At 71.0% G+C, this 18,986-nt stretch carries 14 protein-coding genes; 4 read left to right on the top strand and 10 right to left on the bottom strand.

Going from position 1 to position 18,986, the window contains the following annotated elements; all coding sequences use genetic code 11:
* Positions 1-178: 178 nt before the first annotated feature.
* The 4 genes from pgi to ptsP form a co-directional block, all read right to left on the bottom strand.
* Positions 179-1,864: a glucose-6-phosphate isomerase gene (gene pgi / locus HOP52_RS10040; RefSeq protein WP_238977246.1), complete on the bottom strand. Its 1,686-nt coding sequence runs from the start codon at positions 1,862-1,864 to the stop codon at positions 179-181.
* A gap of 171 nt (positions 1,865-2,035) precedes the next feature.
* Positions 2,036-3,790, bottom strand: a complete 1,755-nt coding sequence (locus HOP52_RS10035) for a PTS fructose-like transporter subunit IIB (protein WP_238977245.1) — start codon at positions 3,788-3,790, stop codon at positions 2,036-2,038.
* Entirely contained in the window at positions 3,787-4,767 is a 981-nt protein-coding gene (pfkB, locus tag HOP52_RS10030) for a 1-phosphofructokinase (RefSeq protein ID WP_238977244.1), read from the bottom strand. The genes HOP52_RS10035 and pfkB overlap by 4 nt, the downstream gene beginning before the upstream one ends.
* Complete coding sequence (gene ptsP / locus HOP52_RS10025) at positions 4,767-7,643, bottom strand: phosphoenolpyruvate--protein phosphotransferase (protein ID WP_238977243.1); 2,877 nt, start codon at positions 7,641-7,643, stop codon at positions 4,767-4,769. The genes pfkB and ptsP overlap by 1 nt, the downstream gene beginning before the upstream one ends.
* Positions 7,644-7,846: 203 nt before the next feature.
* Between ptsP and cra the strand changes: the two genes are divergently transcribed.
* Entirely contained in the window at positions 7,847-8,848 is a 1,002-nt protein-coding gene (gene cra, locus HOP52_RS10020; RefSeq protein ID WP_238977242.1) for a catabolite repressor/activator, read from the top strand.
* Positions 8,849-8,878: 30 nt separating this feature from the next.
* Here cra and HOP52_RS10015 read toward each other — a convergent pair whose 3' ends face one another.
* The 6 genes from HOP52_RS10015 to HOP52_RS09990 all read right to left on the bottom strand — a co-directional run bounded on the left by HOP52_RS10015 (position 8,879) and on the right by HOP52_RS09990 (position 16,388).
* Complete coding sequence (locus tag HOP52_RS10015; protein WP_238977241.1) at positions 8,879-9,853, bottom strand: carbohydrate kinase family protein; 975 nt, start codon at positions 9,851-9,853, stop codon at positions 8,879-8,881.
* Between the two features lie 55 nt (positions 9,854-9,908).
* Positions 9,909-10,802 (bottom strand): aldo/keto reductase, encoded by an 894-nt coding sequence (locus tag HOP52_RS10010; RefSeq protein ID WP_238977240.1) that lies wholly within the window; start codon positions 10,800-10,802, stop codon positions 9,909-9,911.
* On the bottom strand, positions 10,799-11,722 hold the full coding sequence (locus tag HOP52_RS10005; protein ID WP_238977239.1) for a D-hexose-6-phosphate mutarotase: 924 nt from the start codon (positions 11,720-11,722) through the stop codon (positions 10,799-10,801). Before HOP52_RS10005 ends, HOP52_RS10010 begins: the two co-directional genes overlap by 4 nt.
* A gap of 204 nt (positions 11,723-11,926) precedes the next feature.
* Positions 11,927-12,892, bottom strand: coding sequence for a glucokinase (gene glk, locus HOP52_RS10000; protein ID WP_238977238.1), 966 nt, complete (start codon positions 12,890-12,892; stop codon positions 11,927-11,929).
* A 78-nt stretch (positions 12,893-12,970) separates the two neighbouring features.
* Positions 12,971-14,857: a phosphogluconate dehydratase gene (edd, locus tag HOP52_RS09995; RefSeq protein WP_238977237.1), complete on the bottom strand. Its 1,887-nt coding sequence runs from the start codon at positions 14,855-14,857 to the stop codon at positions 12,971-12,973.
* A gap of 133 nt (positions 14,858-14,990) precedes the next feature.
* Positions 14,991-16,388 (bottom strand): coniferyl aldehyde dehydrogenase, encoded by a 1,398-nt coding sequence (locus HOP52_RS09990; protein WP_238977236.1) that lies wholly within the window; start codon positions 16,386-16,388, stop codon positions 14,991-14,993.
* A gap of 306 nt (positions 16,389-16,694) precedes the next feature.
* On the opposite strand from HOP52_RS09990, the gene HOP52_RS09985 reads away from it, so the two are divergent.
* Genes HOP52_RS09985 through ispD form a run of 3 tightly spaced genes read left to right on the top strand, consistent with a single transcriptional unit; the run spans position 16,695 to position 18,986 of the window.
* Positions 16,695-17,831, top strand: a complete 1,137-nt coding sequence (locus tag HOP52_RS09985) for a GNAT family N-acetyltransferase (RefSeq protein ID WP_238977235.1) — start codon at positions 16,695-16,697, stop codon at positions 17,829-17,831.
* A gap of 53 nt (positions 17,832-17,884) precedes the next feature.
* Positions 17,885-18,244 (top strand): cell division protein FtsB, encoded by a 360-nt coding sequence (gene ftsB, locus HOP52_RS09980; RefSeq protein WP_238977234.1) that lies wholly within the window; start codon positions 17,885-17,887, stop codon positions 18,242-18,244.
* Positions 18,237-18,986 carry a 2-C-methyl-D-erythritol 4-phosphate cytidylyltransferase gene (gene ispD / locus HOP52_RS09975; protein ID WP_238977233.1) on the top strand — a complete coding sequence of 250 codons (750 nt, stop codon included), beginning with the start codon at positions 18,237-18,239 and terminating at the stop codon, positions 18,984-18,986. The genes ftsB and ispD overlap by 8 nt, the downstream gene beginning before the upstream one ends.

Below are 18,986 nucleotides of genomic sequence, written 5' to 3'. Positions count from 1 at the left end.
TGTGGGCCAGGTATAGATTGTATTGATATCGTACAAATATCCTTTGTAATGCCAGCTTTTTAAAGCTGATATCCTGATATTGTAAAATATTTGCACAACTAATAGCCGTTTTCCGGCCACTAAACGACCGCGGCGGCGATCGGAGATCGCCGCCGCGAAGCGGGGTTCGGTTAGCGGTTCACTGTCGAGGCTTGCCCTTGCGGCGCGGCGTCCCGGCCGGCGCGGAAGCCGTCTCGGCCGCTGTCTCGGCGTCGGCGGCGCCGCGCTGGAAGTGGCCGCGCACCAGCGCCAGCAGTCCCTGGGTGGAGGCGTCGAAGTCCTGACTCTGGGCGTCGATGCGCTCGCTGATCTCGCCGGCGATGCGCTTGCCGAGCTGCACGCCCCACTGGTCGAAGGAGTTGATGTTCCAGATCACCCCCTGGACGAACACCTTGTGCTCGTACAGTGCGATCAGCGCGCCGAGGTTCTTCGGCGTCAGCTCGTCGAGCAGCAGCACGCTGGAGGGGCGGTTGCCGGGGCAGCTGTAGGGGTCGAGCTGGCTGTCGCCTCTCTCCTCCCCACCGTGGCTGCCCTCCATAAAGGCGTTGGCTTGGGCCAGCATGTTGGTGAGCAGCGCGAAGTGGTGCTCCTCCATGCCAGGCTCGGGCTTGAGCGAGGCGATGAAGTCGATGGGCACGTAGCGGGTGCCCTGGTGGAGCAGCTGGAAGAAGGCGTGCTGGCCGTTGGAGCCGGTCTGGCCCCAGACGATGGGGCCGGTCTTGTAGTCCACCGGGTGGCCGAAGATATCCACCGACTTGCCGTTGGACTCCATGTCGAGCTGCTGGAGGAAGGCCGGCAGCTGATGCAGGGCCTGGTCGTAGGGCACGATGGCCTGGGTCTCGGCGCCGACGAAGTTGATGTACCAGATGCCGATCAGTGCCATCAGCACCGGCATGTTCTCGGCGGACGGGGCGGTGAGGAAGTGCCGGTCCATCTCGTAGGCCCCCTCGAGCAGCTCCATGAAGCCCTCGAAGCCGATGGAGAGCGCGATGGGTAGGCCGATGGAGGACCACATGGAGTAGCGCCCGCCCACCCAGGCCCAGAACTCGAAGATGTTCTCCTCGCGGATGCCGAACTCCATGGCCGCCTTCTTGTTGGTGGAGGCGGCGATGAAGTGAGCGCCCACGTCGGCGTCCTCGCCGGCGGTCTCCAGGAACCAGCGCCGCGCGGTCTTGGCGTTGAGCAGCGTCTCCTGGGTGGAGAAGGTCTTGGTGGAGACGATGAACAGGGTGGTGGCCGGATCGAGGCGGCTGAGCACCTTCTGGATATGGGCGCCATCGACATTGGAGACGAAGTGGAAGCTGAGTTCCGGGTGGCGGTACTTGAGCAGCGCCCGGCAGGCCATGTTGGGGCCCAGGTCCGAGCCGCCGATGCCGATATTGACCACGTCCCTGATGCGCTTGCCGCTGTGGCCCTTCCATTCGCCGCTGCGCACCGCCTCCGAGAAGCGCTGGATCTGCTCGCGGGTGCGCTGGATCTCGGGCATCACGTCCTGGCCGTCGACCATCAGCGGCCCCTCGGCGAGGTTGCGCAGGGCGGTATGCAGCACCGGGCGGTTCTCGGTGACGTTGATGATGTCGCCGGAGAACATCTGGGCGCGACGCTGGACCAGCGCCGAGTGGTCGGCCAGCTCGAGCAGCTTGGCCAGCACCGACTCGGAGACCTGGTGCTTGGAGTAGTCGAGGAACAGCCCCCCGACCCGCAGGCTCATCTTCTCGAAGCGCTGCGGGTCGGCGGTGAAGTAGTCGCGGATGCGCTCGTTGGCGGTCTGCTGGCGAAGCTGGGTGAGCGCCTGCCAGGTGACGCTGCGGGTCAGTTGAAACATAAGGCGATCCAGTCGAGTGAGTCGGTAATAAGGGTATCGGGCATTTTATGTAAAAATACTACATAAAGGCCAGGGGTGCACGGACTTGCGCCGGAGTGAAGAAAGATTGTTGCTAATGATACGTTTATTCAGGGGCAGGCCGGTGGCCTGCCCCTGACCGGAGGCGCGGGCTCAGGCGTTGGCGCTGGCACTGGTGCCGACGGCGACCGGGGCGGCGCCGCGCTTGATAGCCGCGTAGCCCAGGCCGGTGACCAGCGAGCCGATCACGATGGCCGCCAGGTAGAGCAGCACCGGGGTGATGGCGCCGGGGATCATCAGCACGAAGATGCCGCCATGGGGGGCCATCAGCTGCGCGCCGACCAGCATGGAAAGCGCACCGGTCACCGCGCCGCCAACGATGCAGACGGGAATCACCCGTAGCGGGTCCTTGGCGGCGAAGGGAATCGCGCCCTCGCTGATGAAGCATAGGCCAAGGACGAATGACGCCTTGCCCGCCTCACGCTCCGGTTCGGAGAACTTGTGCTTGGCCACGAAGCTGGCGACCCCCATGCCGATGGCCGGCACCATGCCGGCGGCCATGATCGCCGCCATGGGCGCGTAGGTCTGGGAAGCCAGCAGGCCGACGCCGAAGGTGTAGGCGGCCTTGTTGACCGGCCCGCCCAGGTCGAAGCACATCATGGCGCCGAGCAGGACGCCCAGCAGCACGGCGTTGGTGGCGTCCATGCCGGCCAAAAAGCCGGTCAGCCCGGCCATGATCGCCGCCACCGGCTCGCCGATCACGTAGATCATGGTTAGGCCGGTCACCAGGCTGGCCACCAGCGGAATGATCAGGATCGGCTTGAGCGACTCGACGCTGGCCGGAAGCCGAACGTAGCGCGCCACCGCCAGCGCCACATAGCCGGCCAGGAAACCGGCCAGGATGCCGCCGAGAAAGCCCGCCTCGATGTTGGCGGCCAGCATGCCGCCGATCATGCCCGGGGCGATGCCGGGGCGGTCGGCGATGGAGTAGGCGATATAGCCGGCCAGCACCGGAATCATCAGCGCGAACGCCGTGCCGCCGCCGATCTGCATCAGCGCCGCGGCCAGGGTCCCCTCCTGCTCGAAGGCCTCGATGCCGAAGGCGAAGGAGAGCGCGATCAGCAGGCCCCCGGCCACCACCATGGGCAGCATGAAGGAGACCCCGGTGAGCAGGTGCTTGTAGACGCCGACTTCCTTCAGGCTCTTCTTGGCGCTGTTGGAGGCACCGCTGGGGGGGCCGCCGGTGCTCTCCACCGCGGCGTTCTCCAGGGCCGCCTCGATGGTGGGCTTGGCCTTCTTCAGGGCGTTGCCGGTGGAGGTCCGGTAGAGGCGCTTGCCGGCGAAGCGGGTCGGGTCGATCTCGATATCGCAGGCCAGGATCACCACGTCGGCGGCGGCGATCTCCGCCTCGGTGAGCTTGTCCTGGGCACCCACCGAGCCCTGGGTCTCCACCCGGATCTCATGCCCGAGCGCCTTACCCGCCTCGGACAGCGCCTCCGCGGCCATAAAGGTGTGCGCCACCCCGGTGGGGCAGGCGGTCACCGCCACGATCCGGGCGCCACCCGAGGCGGCTGGTGCCTCGTCCTCGGCGGCCGGGGTGAAGGGGGCGGCCTCGCGCTCGGCCCGGGCCAGGAAGGCGGCTGGGTCGGGCAGGGCCTGGTCGATGGGCGCCTGGTAGAGCCGCTTGCCGGCGAAGCGCTGGGCGGCCGGGACGCGCTCGGCGGCGACGATCACCAGCTCGGCGGCCTCGATGGCCTCGGCGGAGAGCGGCGTCGGGGCCGCCAGCTCGCCGTGCATCTCGACCTCGGGCGTCCAGCCCAGGCGCCGGGCGGCCTGCTCCAGGCGGCGGGCGGCGAGGAAGGTGGTGGCCATGCCGCTGGGGCAGGCGGTGACGATGATGACGTTCATGCGATGGCTCCCTCCGCGTGGGTATCGACGTCGTTGAGACGCCGCACGCGGGTCTGTTGTTGGAGGTAGGGGAAGTCGCTGGCGCGGGGGTTGCCGACGCCGACGTGGCGGACCGCTTCGGCGGAGAGGGCGGTGGCCAGGCGCAGGGTCTGCTCGGGGGTATGGCCCTCGACCACGCCGTGGAGCAGGGCGGCAAGCAGGGTGTCGCCGGCGCCCACGGTGCTGGCCACCTCGAGACGCGGTGGGACCGCCTGCCAGGCGCCGCGGCCGCTGACCCACAGCACCCCCTCGGGGCCGGCGGAGAGCAGCGCCTCTTCGACGCCCACGGCGTAGAGCCGCAGCGCTGCCTGCAGGCGTGCCGCCGGGGAGTCGAGCGGGCCGCCCGCCCACTCGGCCAGCTCGTGTTCGTTGGGCTTGACCGCGGTGGGGCGGGCCGCGATGGCATGGCCGAGCGCCGTGCCGCTGGTATCCACCCACACCGGCAGGCCTTCGCCGCGCAGGTGGGCGATCAGCTCGGCCAGCCCCGCCGGGGAGACGCCGGGGGGCAGGCTGCCGGCGATCACCACCGCCGCCGGGCGGCGTTCGGGATTGGCCAGGCGGGCGTCGAGCCAGTCGAGCAGCCGCTGCCAGGCAGCGGCGTCGATGGTGGCGCCGGGGCCGTTGATATCGGTGACCCGGCCGTCGGCTTCGGCGAGCTTGGCGTTGATGCGGGTCTCCCCCGGCACGCGCAGGAAGGCGTCGTCCACGCCCAGGGCCTCGAAGGCGCGCAGGAAGGGGCCGTCGTTATCGGCGCCGAGAAAGCCCGACACCGTGACCTGGTGGCCGAGGGCGACCAGCACCCGGGCCACGTTGACCCCCTTGCCGGCGGCCTCGAGATGGGTTTCGCGGGTGCGGTTGACCTCTCCCGGGGTGAGCCGGTCGAGGCGGATCGCCAGGTCCAGGGCGGGGTTCAGGGTAAGGGTGAGGATCCGGGCCATCAGCGCACCTCCAGGGCGTCGCGTACCGCCTCGGCGGTGGGCTGGGCGAGCGCGAGCGTGGCCTGGGCGCGGGCCTCGGCCAGGTCGAACTCGGCGAGTCGCGCCTTGACCAGCGGCACCTGGCGGGCGCTCACCGAGAGCTCGTCGACGCCAAGCCCCACCAGTACCGGCACCGCCGTGGCGTCAGAGGCCAGTTCGCCGCAGACGCCGACCCACTTGCCCTGGGCATGGGCGGCCGCCACGGTCATCTCGATCAGGCGCAGCACCGCCGGGTGCAGGCCGTCGGACTGGGCCGAGAGATCGGGATGGCCGCGGTCGATGGCCAGGGCGTACTGGGTGAGGTCGTTGGTGCCCACCGAGAAGAAGTCCACCTCGGCGGCCAGGCTCGGCGCCAGCAGCGCCGCGGAGGGCACCTCGATCATCACCCCGAGCTGCACGTCGGTGGCGCGCTCGGCCTCGGGAATCTCGTCCAACAGGCGATCGAAGAGGGTGCGCACGGCGCGGAACTCGCCGACGTCCTTGACCATGGGCAGCATGATCCGCAGCGGCCGGCTGCGACTGGCCATAAGCAGGGCGCGCAGCTGGGTCTCCAGCACCTCGGGCCGGGTCAGCGCCAGGCGGATGCCGCGCAGGCCGAGGAAGGGGTTGTCCTCCTTCGGCACCGGCCAGTAGGGCAGCGGCTTGTCGCCGCCCACGTCCAGGGTGCGGGCCACCAGGGGGCGGCCGTCCAGGGCGTCGATGGCCTCGCGATACTCAGCGATCTGGGTCTCGAGGTCCGGCGCCGAGGCGTGGGCCATGAAGATGAACTCGGTGCGCAGCAGGCCGATCCCTTCGGCGCCGCGCTCCACGGCGTCCAAGGCGTGGGCGGCGTTGCCCAGGTTGGCGGCCACCTCGACGCGGTGGCCATCGCGAGTGTGCGCTTCGGCGAAGCGGGCCTCCCAGGCCTCGGCCTCGCGGCGGCGCTGGTCGGCCAGGCGCTGCTCGGCGGCCGCCAGGCGCTCGTCCGAGGGCGCCACGGTGTAGCGGCCGCGGTCACCGTCGAGGATCAGCGGCGTATCGTTTTCGAGCCGCAGCACCCGCTCGCCGGCACCCACCGCGGCGGGGATGCCCAGCGCCCGGGCGAGGATGGCGCTATGGGCGGTCGCTCCCCCCCTCGCCGTGAGCAGGCCGCGGACCCGGGCGGTGTCCAGGCGGGCCACGTCGGAGGGGCCGAGATCGTCGGCCACCAGGATATAGGGGGCGTCCGGCGGTTCGGGCAGCTCGACCCGACAGAGGATGCCCAGCACCCGGCGGCCCACGTCGCGCAGGTCGGCGGCGCGCTCGGCCAGCAGCCGGTCGGCGAGCATCTCCTGGGCGTGGGCGGCGGTCTCGATGGCGTGCCACCAGGCGGCCTCGGCGGAGGCGCCCTCCGCGATGCCCTCCCGGGCGGCCTGATGCAGCTCGGGGTCGGTGAGCATCTCTTCGTGCATGGAGAGGATCTGGGCCACCTCGCCGCCACGCGCCTGGCCCACCAGGGCCTCCAGCTGATCGGCGCCTTCGCGCAGGGCGGCGTCCAGCCGGCGGTTCTCGGCGGCCGGGTCAGCGGCCCGCTCGGGATACGCGAAACGCGGGGTGCGCAAGACGAAGGCCGGGGCGATGGCCAGGCCCGGCGAGGCCGCCACCGCGGCCTGGGGGGCGTCCTCGGGCAGCGGTTCGATCACCACCTCGGGCTCGGGCAGGTGGTGCTCGCGGCTCTCGTCGAAGGGCGCCACCGCCTCGCCAAGGCCCTCGGTCACCGCCCGGCAGACGGCCTCCAGGGCGCGCTCGGCCTCGCCGGCCGGGATGTCGTTGCCGTCCAGCGAGAACTGCAGCAGCTGGCCGCGGCGGGCGCCGAGGTTGATGACCTTGGTCAGGCTGGTGGCCGAGACCGCCTGGCCGCTGCCCTCGGCCAGGCGCACCCGGATCGCCACGCCCTGGGCGCGGGCCGCCTGCACCAGCTGCTTGGCCGGGCGGGCGTGCAGGCCATGGGCGTTGAGTACCCGCACTCGGCGGGTGAGGGCGGTCGCGCTCTCCCCGGCCAGGCGGGCCATCACGGTGGCGGCGTCGGCGCCGGCCAGCGCGTGACCTTCACCGCTCTCCAGCAGCGTGACGAGTCGCTCCAGCAGGCCGCGGTGGGCATCGCCCTGGGCGGCCAGGCAGAAGACCCCGGTCAGGGGGGAGTCCCCCGCGGTGAGCGGGGACGCCGACGTGGCCAGGGCCAGGGCCGGGGTGATCACGCCCTGCTCGCCGGTCACCAGCCACAGCCCCTGGCCCAGGGCGCGGGGCGCCTGGTTGGCCACCGCGGCGACGAAGGCGCTCTCCACGCAGCCGGCCTGGCGCAGCCGGGCGGCGGCGGCCAGGGCCAGTTCGCTGGCGTCCCGGGCGGGGAAGCCCAGGCACAGGGTGTCGGCATCCAGGCGCGCCTCCACCGCTGCCTTCGACAGCAGCCCGGCGATCTCGGCGCGGGAATCGGCGGCGGCCAGCCGCTCGGCGACGTCGTCGCGGTCCAGCACATGGGTCAGCTGGCGCAGGATGTCCAGGTGTTCGTCGTTCTGGGCGGCGATGGTCACCAGCACATGCACCCGGTTGCCGTCGTGCCAGTCGACCCCCTCGGGGAACTGCAGCACCCGCACCCCGGTGGCCTTGACGTGCTCGCGGCTCTCCGCGGTGCCGTGGGGAATGGCGATGGCGTTGCCGAGGAAGGTGGAGGACTGGGCCTCGCGGGTGTGCAGGCCGTCTCGATAGCCGGCGGTGACCAGGCCGCCCCGCTGCAGGGTCTCGGCGGCGGCGTCGAGGGCGCCGCGCCAGTCGTCGGCGCGGCAGGCCAGCAGCACATCGTCCGGGTGGAGGGTCAGCATGGAGGGTCTCCTGTCGGGGTGTCACGGTGACGCGGTAAGCGGTTAAAGCTGCGGATATCCGCTATGGCTGAATCGTGTCACCTAGTGATTTTCATGCTGGATCGATTCATACTGTTTGGCAAGGCATCCTGTCTACGACTTTGGCAGGGGGTGGCGAGACGCCCCCGCCAGGGACGGCCCGCATCCTTGTTGCAGAGGTGTTCATGACGCTCGCTGAAATTGCCCGCCTGGCCGGGGTCTCACGCACCACGGCCAGCTACGTGATCAACGGCAAGGCCGTGGAGCGACGGATCAGCCCCGAGACCGTCGACAAGGTCATGGCCGTGGTGCGCGAGCACCGCTACCGGGTCGACGCCCAGGCCGCGGCCCTGCGCCGCGGCACCAGCCGCATCCTGGGGCTGATCGTCCCCGACCTGGAGAACGCCAGCTATGCGCGCCTGGCCAAGCGCCTGGAGCGGGGCGCCCGGGAGCAGGGCTATCAGCTGCTGATCGTCGGCTCCGACGACCGCCCCGAGAGCGAGCGCGACCTGGCGCTGGCGCTGCGTGCCCAGCGCTGCGAGGTGCTGATCACCGCCAGCTGCCTGCCGCCGGACGACCCCTTCTACGCTGAGCTGATGGCCGACGGCCTGCCGGTGATCGCCGTGGACCGCGGCTTCGACCCCGAGCACTTCGCCTGCGTGGTGAGCAACGACCGCGAGGCCGCCGAGCGGCTGACCCGCTCGGTGCTGGGCAGTGACGTGGCCAGCGTGGCCTGGCTGGACGCGGTGGCGGGGCTGACGATCACCCAGGAGCGTCGCGCCGGCTTCCGCCAGGCGCTTTCGGGCAGCGATGCTGAGGTGATCACCCGCTGCGCGGTGCGCTACGAGCGTGACGAGGGGGCGCGGCTGATGCGCGAGCTGCTCGCCGAGCGCGGCATGCCCGATGCCCTGGTCACCGCCTCCTACACGCTGCTCGACGGGGTTTTCGACGTGCTGCTGGAGCAGGGCGGTCTGCCCCAGACCCTGCGCCTGGCGACCTTCGGCGACAACCGGCTGCTCGACTTCCTGCCGCTGCCGGTCAACTCGGCGGTGCAGGACCATGACCGCATCGCCGCCGCGGCCCTGACCGCGGCCCTGACCGCGGCCCGCGGCGACTACCGCCCGGGGGAGACGGTCGTCGCCCGTCGGCTGCGCTGGCGGCGGCCGGAGCGTCAGGCGGTGAAGTAGGGCAAGCCGGTCAGGCGGCTGTGGCTGGCGTCAGTCCTTGAGTCGCGCCAGATCCTCGCGGGTGGGCAGGGCGGCGTAGGCGCCGGGGTGGGTCACCGCGTGGGCGCCGCAGCGGCAGGCCACGTCCACCGCGCGGACGAGAAAGTCGGTGTCGTGATGCCAGTCGCTGTCGATGCCCGTGGCGCCGAGACGGTCGGCGAGCTCGGCCAGCAGGCCGCCGATAAAGGCGTCGCCGCCCGCCGTGGTATCTACCGCCTGGACCTTCGGCGGTGCCACCGGCGTCTCCAGGCCCACCCCCTTGAGCACCACCTCCTTGGCGCCATCGGTGATGACGATCACCTTGACGCCGGCGGCCAGCCGCTCGGCGAGCCAGGCATCTTCGGCGTGGTCGGCGCGCAGAAAGTCGAGCTCCTCTCGGGAGAGCTTCACCAGGTCGGCGTCATCCAGCAGCCGGGTGACCAGCGAGATATCCGCGGCGCCTGAGTCCCAGAGGTTGTGGCGCAGGTTGGCGTCGACGCTGACCAGGCAGCCGGCCCGCCGCGCCATCTCGGCCATGGCCAGGGTGGTCTCGGCGATGGCCGGCTCGGTGAGGCTGTTGGTGCAGAAGTGGACGATGGCCGGCTCGGCGAAGACGCCAGCCGGCAGGTGCGCCAGGCGGTAGAGCAGGTCGGCGGCCGGCGGTCGGTAGAAATCGAAGGTGCGCTCGCCGTCGGCGTCCCGGGAGACGAAGGCCAGCGCCGTGCGCGCCTCCCGGGTGCGCACCACCCCAGCGGTGTCCACGCCGTGGGCGCCCAGCTCTCGGGCCAGGAAGTCGCCGAAGTGGTCCTCGCCGAGCATGCCGAGAAAGCGGCTGGGCACGCCCAGTCGTGCACAGGCCACCGCCACGTTGGCCGGCGCGCCGCCGGCGTAAGGGGTGAAGGTCTCGACCTCGTCGGCGGCCGTCTCACCCAGCCGGCTGGAGAGCATGTCGACCAGGGCCTCGCCGAAGGCGATCACGGGAATCATGGCGGTATCCTCATTGTTGGATTCGTTGTCGATGGTGTCGGGCAGGCGCCTCCGCTCAGGCCACCTCCTGGCCGCGGGCTGCCTCCAGCAGGGCGAACCAGTCGGGGCGCGGCAGGGCGAGGTCGGCGTCGGCGTGCAGGGCGCGGATGCGCTCGGCCTTGAGGCTGCCGATCACCGGCAGCGGGCGGCCGGGCAGGGCGCGCAGCCAGGCCAGGGCCAGGCCGGCGGGCGAGACGCCGTGGGCCTCGGCCAGGGTCAGCAGCGCCGGGCGCGCCGGGCCGGTCATCACCCGTCCGCCGCTCAGGGGTGACCAGGCCAGGGACGCCAGGCCGTCGCCCACCAGGGCATCGAAGCTGCCGTCGAACAGCGGCCTGGTATGGGCCAGCGACAGCTGCAGCTGGTGGCTCGCCAGGCGGTGCTGCATGGCGCCCTGGAGGCGCCGCCACTGCTCGGGCAGGAAATTTGAGACGCCGGCGGCGCCGACCTTGCCGGCGGCGATGGCATCGTCCAGGGCGCGGCCGGTGGCCTCGGCATCCATCAGCGGGTCGGGGCGGTGGATCAGGAAGTGGTCGAGTCGCTCCACCCCGAGGCGCTTCAGTGCCGCCTCGATGGCCGCCGTCACATGGGCCCGGGAGCTATCGTAGTGCTTGATGCCCGCGCTGCTTCGACCCAGCGTGCGGGACCTGTCCCGCGCGGCGGTGACGATGCCGGTCTTGGTGACCACCCTGACCCGCGACGCCAGGGCCGGCCGGGCGCGCAGGGCGGCGCCGAACAGCGTCTCGCCCTGGCCCTCGCCGTAGATGTCGGCGTGATCGAACCAGTCGAGCCCCTCGTCGAGGCGCGCCTCGAGCCAGTCGGCCAGGCGCGCGGGGGCATGCAGCTCCGGCTCCTCGTGCAGGCGCATCATGCCCAGCAGCAGGGGCGCGTCGATGGCGGCTGCCCCGTTCATGGGGTGGCGTCCGCCAGGGAGAGGGTGGTGCCCAGCAGGTGCTGGGCGCCGGGCACCAGCCACACCGGGTCGAGGCGGGTGTTGGCCGATTCCACGCACAGAAAGCGCCGCCCGGCCTCGGCGGGGGTGTCATCGGGCAGTGCCTCGCCGGGCTGCCAGACTACCGCCGAGTCGCTGCCCTGGCGGGCGATGCGCAGGCGGCGGGTGCCATCGTCGAGCACCACCTCGGCGTTGCTGTGATAGATGCGGTCGAGCCCGCCGCGCACGGCAAGCTCGCCTTGCTGGTCGCGCTCGGCGAAGCCCGCCAGCTTGTCCAGGTAGCGGGCGCCGGCCAGGCCTTCCACCCGGCAGGCGAAGCTGTCGGCCACCGCCAGGTAGCTGTGCAGGGCGCCGCTGATCTTCTCCGGGGTCTCGCCGAAGTGCTCGGTGATCAGCTCCACGTGCAGGCGGTTGGCGTTGGCCTGGATCACCGCCCGGGGGGCGAGCTGGGTGTGCAGGCGGGTCTCCGGCGAGAGGTGGAGCTCCACGCCCTCCTCGTGCTCGTCCACGGCGTCGAGTCGCCACTCGGCCTTGCGTGCCGGGCCGTGGAAGGGCCCGCTGCGGTCCGGTGTCTCATCGGCGTAGCGCTCGTCGGCGAACCACGGCCAGCACAGCGGGATGCCGCCGCGAATCGCCCCGGGCAGGTCCTGGGGCGTCGGTGTCACCCATAGCCAGCCCTCGCCGTTATCGCCGGCAGGGCGAGAGCCTTCAGCTCGCGCGGCCTTGGGCGCTGGTAAATAGTGCAGGACCTGGGCGCCCTGGAGCGATACCGCCAGCTCCCCCCAGGCTTCGTTGGCCAACCACACTTCGCGGCCGGCCCACTGGGCGCGGCGTCGGCCACGGGTCTCGTCGAGCAGCGCGCGCAGGGTATCGGGAATCATTCGACCTCCTCGGTCACTCAGCCTCTTCTAGCGAGTCAGCACTCATTTCACAACCTTGTTGGTCGTTGGGGCTATGCCGGGAGCAGGCCTTCGCGAAGGCGCTGTGAACCCTTCCTTGGGCGCTACATTCGCCATCCATGGCGAATGACCTTCGCTACGACCTGCTCCCGGTGCCCACGTCAGAGTGGGGTTGGAAAGACGTTCCTATTCGACCTCTTCATTATGCAGCGCCTCGGCGGCGCCCAGCAGGCCCGGCCAGGGGGCGGTGACCACGTGGATCGGGATCGCCGCGGTATAGGGGCTCATGCGCCCCTTGGCGGCGAAGGCCTCGCAAAAGCGGCTCTGGGGCAGCCAGTCGAGCAGCCGTGGCAGGATGCCGCCACACAGGCTGACCCCGCCCCGGGCGCCCAGGGTCAGGGCGGCGTCGCCGCAGACGTCGCCGAGGATCTTCAGGAAGCGCAGCAGGGTATCACGGGCCACCGGGTCGTCGCCCGCCGCGCCGCTCACCTCCGACGGCGTGGCGTAGCGGGGCGGGGCGCCCTTCAGCGAGCAGTGGGCCAGGTAGAGGTCGAGCAGCCCCTGGCCGCATAGGATGCGCTCCACGCTGACCCGGCCGTAGCGGTTGCGGAAGTGGCGCAGCAGGTTCTGCTCCCGCTCGTCGGTGGGGGCGAAGGTGACGTGGCCGCCCTCGGTGGGCAGGGGGATCCAGGCATGGCGACCGGGGAAGAGCCCGGCCACGCCGAGCCCGGTGCCGGGGCCGATCACCAGCCGGGCCGCATGGGGAATCGCCTCGCCGGGCTGCACCTCGACCAGGTCAGCCGCGGCCACATGGGGTACGCCGAGGGCCTGGGCGGTGAAGTCGTTGATCACCTTGAACAGCGTGAGCCCCAGCGCCTGCTGGGCCTCGGCCCGGGAGAAGGACCAGTGGTTGTTGGTCATGGTCACCCGGTCGCCGCGGATCGGGCAGGCGAAGGCCAGGCAGGCCTCTCGAGGGGCCCGCTCGCCCACGGCGCCGACCCGGGCCAGGTAGTCGGTTACCGCCTCCACCAGGCCGGGATAGTCGGCACAGGGCAGGCTGAGGATATCCTCGGGCTCGAAGGTCCCCGGCGTCACTAGCGCGAAACGGGCGTTGGTCCCACCGATATCACCGATCAATGCGGGTCGTGTCATCGTCAATCCATCCCTTCTGGCCGGCGCTTCTCGCTATGGCAACTTATAGCAACTGCATGGCTCTGTTGTGGCAGTGGCTCAGGCGTCGTCTTCGTGGATCTGGCTCTCCTGGCGGGCCAGGTCGTCGGCCTCGAAGCCGCCGAACACCCCGGCGCCCTCCTCGCCGCGCATGGCCAGGTGGCGAAAGCCCCCGAACAGCTCGCGGCCCAGGCCCACATGGTAGTGATCGAGGTCGCCGACGCGCAGCTCGCGCTCGGCCAGCGCATGGGCCGAGAGCTTGACCTCCAGGGTGCCGGCGTTGGCGTCCAGGCGCACGATGTCGCCATCCCTGAGCCGGGCCAGGGGGCCGCCGTCCAGCGCCTCGGGGCTGATATGGATGGCCGCCGGCACCTTGCCCGAGGCGCCCGACATGCGCCCGTCGGTGACCAGCGCCACCTTGAAGCCGCGGTCCTGCAGGACCCCCAGATAGGGCGTCAGCTTGTGCAGCTCGGGCATGCCGTTGGCCTTGGGACCCTGGAAGCGCACCACGGCGATCACGTCACGATCCAGGTCGCCGGCCTCGAAGGCGGCCTTGAGGTCGTTCTGGTCCTCGAAGATCTGGATCGGCGCTTCGACCACCCGGTGCGCCTCGGCCACCGCCGAGACCTTGATTACCCCGCGACCCAGGTTGCCGTCGAGCACGGTGAGCCCGCCGGTGGCGGCGAACGGCTTGGCCACGCCGCGCAGCACCTCGCTGTCGAGGCTCTCGGTGGGGCCCTCTCGCCAGGTCAGCTTGCCGTCCTCCAGGAAGGGCTCCTGGGTGTAGGCGGTCAGGTCGGTGCCGAACACCGTGGGGATGTCGCTGTGAATCAGCCCGGCATTGATCAGCTCGCGGAACAGCAGGCTCATACCGCCGGCGGCCTGGAAGTGGTTGATGTCGGCCTGGCCGTTGGGATAGACCTGCATCAGGCTCGGCGTCACCGCCGAGAGTTCGGTGAAATCGTCCCAGTCGATGGTGATGCCCGCGGCGGCGGCCATGGCCACCAGGTGCAGGGTGTGGTTGGTGGAGCCGCCGGAGGCGAGCAGGCCGACGATGGCGTTGACGATGGCGCGCTCGTCGATCTGCCGATAGAAGGGGCGATACTCGCCGCCGGGCTCGGTGTTGCGGATCGCCTGCTCGGCGGCGTAGCGGGTCAGCGCCTCGCGCAGCTCGGTGCCGGGGTTGACGAAGGAGGTGCCCGGCAGGTGCAGGCCCATCATCTCCATCATTAGCTGGTTGGAGTTGGCGGTACCGTAGAAGGTGCAGGTGCCGGGGCTGTGGTAGGAGGCGGACTCGGCCTCCAGCAGATCCTCGCGGCTCGCCTTGCCCTCGGCGTAGAGCTGGCGGATGCGCGCCTTCTCCTTGTTGGGCAGGCCGCTCTCCATGGGGCCGGCGGGCACGAACATTGCCGGCAGGTGGCCGAAGCGTGCCGCGGCGATGAACAGCCCCGGCACGATCTTGTCGCACACGCCGAGATAGAGGGCGGCGTCGAACATGTTGTGGGAGAGCCCCACGGCGGTGGCCATGGCGATCACATCGCGGGAGAACAGCGACAGCTCCATGCCCGGCTGGCCCTGGGTGACGCCGTCGCACATCGCCGGCACGCCGCCGGCGAACTGGGCGGTGGAGCCCATGGCGCGGGCGGCTTCTTTGATCGCCGCGGGGAAGACCTCCAGCGGCTGATGCGCCGAGAGCATGTCGTTGTAGGAGGAGATGATGCCCAGGTTGGCCGAGTTCATCATCTTCAGCGAGTTCTTGTCCTCGGCGCCGCAGGCAGCGAAGCCGTGGGCCAGGTTGCCGCAGGAGAGCTCGCCGCGGTGCACGCCACGCCGGTGCTGGTCGGCCATGCGGCTCTCGTAGAGGGCGCGGCGCTCGGCGGAACGCTCGCGGATGCGGCGGGTGACGTCGGCGACGGTAGGGTGGAGGGCAGGGGGTGTGCTGGGCATGGGGCACCTCGCGAATCGAAATATGGTAAGTTTACCAAATTACTGTGCTGCGTTTCCGGCAGTCTACGGCATTTTTGGGTTTTTATGTAGTTTTATTACGCGATGATTCGAGGCGGCTCAGCGGCTCAGCGGCTCAGCGGCTCATCAGGCGCACCAGCCAGCGACGGTAGGGCGGATTGAGCCAGCCCACGCGGCTGTGCCGTGACTGCAAGAAGACGCTGCGTTCGTGGCTGAACCGGCGAAAGCCGCTCTCTCCATGGTAGGCGCCCATGCCGCTCTCCCCCACGCCGCCGAAGGGCAGTGCCGGCACGGCGCTGTGCAACAGGGTGTCGTTGAAGACCACCCCGCCGGAGTGGGTCTGCTCCAGCAGTCGCCGCCGCTCGACGGCATCGTCGGTGAAGGCGTAGAGCGCCAGGGGCCGCGGGCCGGCGTTGACCCGGGCCAGGGCGGCATCGAAGTCGCCGAGCCCGATCACCGGCAGCCAGGGGCCGAAGATCTCCTCGCGCATCAGGCTCAGGGCATGGTGGGGGTTGATCACCAGGGTGGGCGGCAGCTTGGTGCCACCGTCGGCCAGGGTGACCCGCTCGCCGAGCTCGATCACTCGGCAGCCGTGATCCCGGGCCTCGGCCAGCATGGCCTCCAGCCGCTCCCGCTGACGATCGCCCAGCACGGCGCTGTAGTCCTCCCCGGCGGTGCCCCTGGGATAGAAGTCGTTCACCGTCTTGCGCATCGCCTCGATGAAGGCGGTCAGCCGCGAGGTGTCGATCAGCACATGGTCCGGGGCGATGCAGGTCTGGCCGGCGTTGAGCCACTTGCCGAAGGCGATGCGCTCGGCGGCCCTCGCCAGGTCGGCGTCGGCGCCGACGATGACCGGGGACTTGCCGCCCAGCTCCAGGGTGGTCGGGGTGAGGTTGGCCGCCGCGGCCCGGGCCACCTCGCGGCCGACCCGGGCGCTGCCGGTGAACAGCAGGTGGTCGAAGGGCAGGGCGGCGAAGGCCTGTGCCGTCTCCACCTCGCCGGTGATCACGGCGAGCTCGTCGGGGGCGAAGTAGTATTCGGCGAGCCGCGCCATCAGGGCGCTGGTGACCGGTGTATGCTCACTGGGCTTGATCAGCACCCGGTTGCCGGCGGCCAGGGCGTCCACCGCCGGCAGCCAGGCCAGGTTCCAGGGGTAGTTGGACGGGGCCATGATGCCCACCACCCCCAGCGGCTGGTAGTGGATGCGCGCCCGGGCGGGCAGCAGCCGCCAGGGCACCGCGGCGCGCCTGGGGCGCATCCAGCGGCGCAGGTGGCGTCGGGCGTGGCGCACCGCCTGGCCGACGGTGGCGATCTCGGCGAGCTGGGTTTCGGCCGCGGCGCGGTGGCCGTAGTCCGCGGCGATGGCGCGAACGATCTCGTCGCGGTGGCGGCGCGTCAGGGTCGCCAGCCGCGCCAGGCGGTCGCGGCGCTTCGCCAGGCTGGGGTAGGGCTCGGCCGCGAAGGCCTGGCGCTGGGCGTCGAACCGCGACTGCAGCTCCCGGGCATCGGTCATGCGGGTTTCCTGTCTCGGTGGGGATGGAAGCGAGGAGAGGGCATGGGCACAATGTAGGCCCTCTGCCAACGACTTGTCAGCCGATGGCGCCGCGATAGGAGAAAATCGTGTGGAAGGCCGGCTTTGCCGGCGGTTCGACGCTTCGACGAAGGCGCCGCAGGCGCCCTGAACTGGCAGCGCTGCGCGCTGCTTCGCGCGATAAATCGCCCTCCCACATATACAGACAGCCGTGCGGGAGGCTGCGCTTCGACGATAGGCGCCGCAGGCGCCCCGTGATGTCCTGCGCTACTGAGGTAAGGAATCTTGATGCCCCAGCTCGTGCTGCAAGAACTGCCCGCCATGGAGGCGGTGCCGGCGGCGGCCTGGAACGCCCTGGTCGGCGACGATCACCCCTTCCTGCGTCACGAGTTCCTCCATGCCCTGGAGGCCAGCGGCGCGGTGAGCCCGGCCACCGGCTGGGTGCCGCGCCATCTGACCCTGTGGCGCGGCGAGGCGCTGGTCGGGGTGATGCCCCACTACCACAAGCACCACTCCTACGGAGAATACGTCTTCGACTGGGCCTGGGCCGACGCCTGGGAGCGGGCCGGCGGGCGCTACTATCCCAAGGGGCTCTCGGCGATTCCCTTCACTCCGGCCCCGGGGCCGCGGCTGGCACTGGCGCCGGGCATCGACCCCCTGGCGGCTCGCGAGGCCTTGGCCACGGCCTGGGAGGGCAGCGCCGGGCTGTCCAGCTGGCATCTGCTGTTCGCCGCCGACCAGGAGGTGGCGGCGTGGCGGGCGGCACGCCCCGAGCTGCTGCTCCGCCACGGGGTGCAGTTCCAGTGGCAGGATCGCGGCTTCGGCGACTTCGACGGCTTTCTCGCCGCCCTGACCTCGAAGCGACGCAAGGCGATCCGCCGCGAGCGGCGCATCGTCGCCGACCAGGGGCTGACCCTGCACCGCCTGGAGGGCGCGGCGATCGACGAGGCGGCGCTGGCCCACTTCTTCCGCTGCTACGAGATCACCTACCTGGAGCGTGGGCGCCACGGCTACCTGAACCTCGATTTCTTCCTGCGCCTGCGGGCGACCCTGCCCGAGAGCCTGGTGCTCATCCAGGCACGCCTGGCGGGCCGACCGGTGGCCGCCGCCCTCTGTCTGCAGGGCACGCGCACCCTCTATGGGCGCTACTGGGGCAGCGAAGTGATCGCCGACTGCCTGCACTTCGAGGCCTGCTACTACCAGGGCATCGAGCACTGCCTGGCCCGGGGGCTGACCACCTTCGACCCCGGCACCCAGGGCGAGCACAAGCTCGCCCGCGGCTTCGCGCCGCGCCTGCTCGGCTCGCTGCACCATATCGCCGACCCGCAGCTGCACGCAGCAGTGGCGCGCTTCTGCGCCGAGGAGCGTCGCCAGGTGCGGGCCTACTGCCGGGCCGCCGAACGAGGCCTGCCGTTCAAGACGTGAGCCGGAGGAAGGTGGCATAATGGCGGCCGTTTTGAACTGCGAGGAAGGACCCGATGCTCAAGTGGCTCGCCATCGCCCTGCTGCTGCTGCTGGCCCTGCTGCAGTACCGGCTGTGGTTCGGCGACGGCGGCGTCCAGGAGCTGCGCCAGATTCGTGAGCGGGTAGCGGTGTTGGACGCCGAGAACAAGCCCCTGCGCGACCGCAACGCCCGGCTGGCCGCCGAGGTGGTGGACCTCAAGACCGGCCTCGACGCCATCGAGGAGCGGGCGCGCAGCGATATCGGCATGGTGCGCAGCGACGAGCATTTCTACTGGGTCCCCGGCGTGGTGGTCGAGGCCAGCGGCGCCCGGTGGGAGAGCCCGCAGGCGGCGACCGTGCCGGCGTCCACCGCGGGGGAGGCCGGCCATGAGTGAGCCGCTATGGCTGGTGGTGCCCGCCGCGGGTCAGGGGCGGCGCATGGGCGCGGCGCGGCCCAAGCAGTACCTGCCCCTGGCCGGCCGACCGGTGTTGGCCCACACCCTGGCGCGGCTGCATGGGGCGCTGCCCGAGGCGCGGCTGTGCCTCTGCCTGGACCCGGACGACGCCCACTTCGACCCCGCCTGGGTGCCCTTCGCCGACTGGCGCCGGGTGGCCGGCGGCGCCGAGCGGGCCGACTCGGTGGCCAACGCCCTGGCCGCCATCTCGGGCGAGGCAACCGAGCAGGCGCTGGTGCTGGTCCACGACGTGGCACGCCCCTGCGTCACCGCGGCGGACCTGCGCCGGCTGTGCGAGGCCCTGAGCGACGACCCCGTGGGCGGCCTGCTGGCGGCGCCGGTGGCCGACACCATGAAGCGTGACGACGGCGCCGGCCGGGTCGCCGCCACCGAGGCCCGGGCGGGGCTGTGGCACGCCCTGACCCCCCAGGGATTCCGCTATGGGCTGCTGCGTCGCGCCCTGGCGGCGGCGGTCGAGGCCGGCGTGACGGTGACCGACGAGGCTTCGGCGGTGGAGGCGCTGGGCCTGGCCCCGCGGCTGGTGCCCGGGCGGCGCGACAACCTCAAGATCACCCATCCCGAGGACCTGGCCCTGGCCGAGCAGATCCTGATCGCCCAGCGCGCTGAATCTTCCATTCATCCGGGCCGCGGCGACACGCGGCCCACCCGGCAGAGGTCCTGA

The organism is Billgrantia campisalis (assembly GCF_022341425.1).
In the GTDB taxonomy this organism is placed as follows: domain Bacteria; phylum Pseudomonadota; class Gammaproteobacteria; order Pseudomonadales; family Halomonadaceae; genus Halomonas; species Halomonas campisalis.
The sequence above is the reverse complement of the archived record's forward strand: the minus strand, read 5'-3'. Positions and strand labels throughout refer to the sequence as shown.

What these genes read in the sequence shown, in the direction of transcription:
- pgi (WP_238977246.1), bottom strand. Translation starts at nt 1,864, where the DNA reads ATGTTTCAACTGACCCGCAGCGTCACCTGGCAGGCGCTCACCCAGCTT.
- HOP52_RS10035 (WP_238977245.1), bottom strand. Translation starts at nt 3,790, where the DNA reads ATGAACGTCATCATCGTCACCGCCTGCCCCAGCGGCATGGCCACCACC.
- pfkB (WP_238977244.1), bottom strand. Translation starts at nt 4,767, where the DNA reads ATGGCCCGGATCCTCACCCTTACCCTGAACCCCGCCCTGGACCTGGCG.
- ptsP (WP_238977243.1), bottom strand. Translation starts at nt 7,643, where the DNA reads ATGCTGACCCTCCACCCGGACGATGTGCTGCTGGCCTGCCGCGCCGAC.
- cra (WP_238977242.1), top strand. Translation starts at nt 7,847, where the DNA reads ATGACGCTCGCTGAAATTGCCCGCCTGGCCGGGGTCTCACGCACCACG.
- HOP52_RS10015 (WP_238977241.1), bottom strand. Translation starts at nt 9,853, where the DNA reads ATGATTCCCGTGATCGCCTTCGGCGAGGCCCTGGTCGACATGCTCTCC.
- HOP52_RS10010 (WP_238977240.1), bottom strand. Translation starts at nt 10,802, where the DNA reads ATGAACGGGGCAGCCGCCATCGACGCGCCCCTGCTGCTGGGCATGATG.
- HOP52_RS10005 (WP_238977239.1), bottom strand. Translation starts at nt 11,722, where the DNA reads ATGATTCCCGATACCCTGCGCGCGCTGCTCGACGAGACCCGTGGCCGA.
- glk (WP_238977238.1), bottom strand. Translation starts at nt 12,892, where the DNA reads ATGACACGACCCGCATTGATCGGTGATATCGGTGGGACCAACGCCCGT.
- edd (WP_238977237.1), bottom strand. Translation starts at nt 14,857, where the DNA reads ATGCCCAGCACACCCCCTGCCCTCCACCCTACCGTCGCCGACGTCACC.
- HOP52_RS09990 (WP_238977236.1), bottom strand. Translation starts at nt 16,388, where the DNA reads ATGACCGATGCCCGGGAGCTGCAGTCGCGGTTCGACGCCCAGCGCCAG.
- HOP52_RS09985 (WP_238977235.1), top strand. Translation starts at nt 16,695, where the DNA reads ATGCCCCAGCTCGTGCTGCAAGAACTGCCCGCCATGGAGGCGGTGCCG.
- ftsB (WP_238977234.1), top strand. Translation starts at nt 17,885, where the DNA reads ATGCTCAAGTGGCTCGCCATCGCCCTGCTGCTGCTGCTGGCCCTGCTG.
- ispD (WP_238977233.1), top strand. Translation starts at nt 18,237, where the DNA reads ATGAGTGAGCCGCTATGGCTGGTGGTGCCCGCCGCGGGTCAGGGGCGG.